The organism is uncultured Arenimonas sp. (assembly GCF_963976025.1).
In the GTDB taxonomy this organism is placed as follows: domain Bacteria; phylum Pseudomonadota; class Gammaproteobacteria; order Xanthomonadales; family Xanthomonadaceae; genus Arenimonas.
The window spans coordinates 1-2,310 of record NZ_CAXBJS010000267.1 but is presented as its reverse complement, the minus strand read 5'-3'; the positions used below and the strand labels follow the sequence as shown (position 1 = coordinate 2,310).

Sequence of the window (2,310 nt, the reverse complement as noted above, 5' to 3'; positions counted from 1 at the left end):
GTGCAGCAACAGCGCGGCGACGCGTATGAATTCGGCCACTTCTTCCAGCGCTTCGGCGTCGGCTTCCGGCTCTTCGTAGCTCAGGTCGCTGGCGGCGATGCGGGCCATGTCGGCCAGGGCTTCTTCGGAATCTTCGGAAAGCGGCGGCTTGGCGCCCGCGGCCAGCCCGAATCCGCCCAGGAAGCCGCGGCACCAGGCCAGCAGGCCGTCGCCACGTTCGTTGACCGGCCGGTCTTCGGCGGGCAGCAGCAGTTCGAAGCCGAAATCCGGGGATTCAAGCTGGGCGGCGCTGGCCAGGTACAGAAGGTCAAGCGCACTGTCGGGCTCGGCCGGCGACAGCAGCGGGTCGGCCATCACCGCCGCGAACCAGCCCTTGCGGTCGTGCGAACCGCCGCCGGACAGGTAGCCACACAGCGACCCATGCAGCTCGGAAGCGTCCAGCGAGGCCTCCAGGGCCTCCAGTTCGGCGGCCACGAGGGCATGCGTCGGGAGCTGGGCTTGGGTCATCGAATCGGCCTGGTCGGGGGTGCCGGCATTCTAGCAAGGGCGGCCGCGCCGCTTGTGGGCCTGTTAGCGCCACCCTACACTCGGAAGATAACGGGGAAGTCCCAGGGGACCACGGGTCGGAATGGCGCTGAACGCAAATGGGGCGGTAGTGGCCCAAGCCAGCGGCCTGGTCCTGGGAGGCATCGTGCAGTGGGTGCTGCTGGCGATCGCCCTGTTCCTGTGCTGGCTGCTGTGGCGGGTCTGGAGCCACCGCCGGCGCCAGGAAACCTCCCTGCTCGGTGAAATCCACGAACGCGAAGAGCGCCTGAACCTGGCCCTGTGGGGCTCGGGCGACGAGTTCTGGGACTGGAACATCCGCGAGAACAGCCTCTACCGCCTCGGCGCCAACCAGCTGCTGGGCCACGGCAGCCGCGACCAGATGAGCACCGACGACTGGCGCACCCAGTCCATCCACCCCGAAGACCTGCCGCGGGTGCAGAAGCTGCTGCAGGAACACATCGTCGGCCACACCGACGTCTTCGAGTCCGAACACCGCATCCGCAACGCCCGCGGCGAATGGGTGTGGGTGCGTTCGCGCGGCAAGGTGGTTGAACGCGACAGCGCCGGCAGCCCGCTGCGCATGGCCGGCACCGCCCGCGACATCACCGCCATCCGCCGGGCCGAGCGCGAACGCCGCGTCGCCCTGGAAGTGCTGCGCAGCATGAGCGAAGCCGTGGCGGTGATCGACCTCGACTTCCGCTTCATCTCGGTGAATCCCGCCTTCTCGCGCATCACCGGCTACAGCGAAGAAGAAGTCATCGGCCAGAACAGCCGCCTGCTCGATTCCAGCCAGCACAGCGCCGAGTTCTACCGGCGCGTGCGCGACGTGCTCGAGCGCACCGGCCACTGGGCCGGCGAAATGTGGCAACGGCGCAAGGACGGCGAAGAATTCCTGGGCTGGATCGAAATGAGCGAGGTGCGCGACGCCCTGGGCCTGCGCAGCCATTTCGTGGCGGTGGTGAACGACATCACCGACAAGAAGCGCGCCGAGCAGGAACTGCGCTACCTGGCCAACTACGACACCCTCACCGGCCTGCCCAACCGCGCCCTGCTGTCCGAACGCCTGGGCCGCGCCATCGTGCGGGCGCGCCGGCAGGAAACCCGGGTGGCGGTGCTGTTCCTCGACCTCGACCGCTTCAAGGACATCAACGACTCGCTCGGCCACGCCGCCGGCGACCGCCTGCTCAAGGCCGCGGCCACGCGCCTGCAGGCCACGGTCGGCGCCTCGGACACCGTCGCACGCCTGGGCGGCGATGAATTCACCGTGGTGCTGGAAGACGTCGAATCCTTCCCGGCCGTCGAACGCATGGCGCGCGAGATCCTCACCGCCTTCACCATGCCGCTGGAAGTGGACGAACGCCACGACGTCTCGATCACGCCGTCGCTGGGCATCAGCCTCTACCCGGACCACGCGCTGGTGCCGACCGACCTGCTCAAGTTCGCCGACACGGCCATGTACCAGGCCAAGGCCGAGGGCCGGAACACCTACCAGATCTACAACGAAACCATGGACGCCGAATCGCGCCGGCGCGCCACCGTGCTGGCGTCGCTGCGCAAGGCGCTCGACCGCGGCGAATTCCGGCTGGTGTACCAGCCGCGCATGGCCCTGGCCGACGGCCGCATCACCGGCGTCGAAGCCTTGCTGCGCTGGCACAGCGCCGAGCTGGGCGAAATCCCGCCCACGATCTTCGTGCCGCTGGCGGAAGAATCGGGCCTGATCCTGCAGATCGGCGACTGGGTGCTCAACGAGGCACTGCAAACCCT

At 68.4% G+C, this 2,310-nt stretch carries 2 protein-coding genes; one reads left to right on the top strand and one right to left on the bottom strand.

Features of this window, described 5'->3' with window-relative positions:
- Positions 1-507: UPF0149 family protein (locus tag AACZ35_RS13920; RefSeq protein ID WP_339830310.1), on the bottom strand; the 507-nt coding region annotated here is incomplete at its 3' end.
- A gap of 148 nt (positions 508-655) precedes the next feature.
- On the opposite strand from AACZ35_RS13920, the gene AACZ35_RS13915 reads away from it, so the two are divergent.
- On the top strand, positions 656-2,310 hold a 1,655-nt coding region (locus AACZ35_RS13915), incomplete at its 3' end, for a diguanylate cyclase (protein ID WP_339830307.1).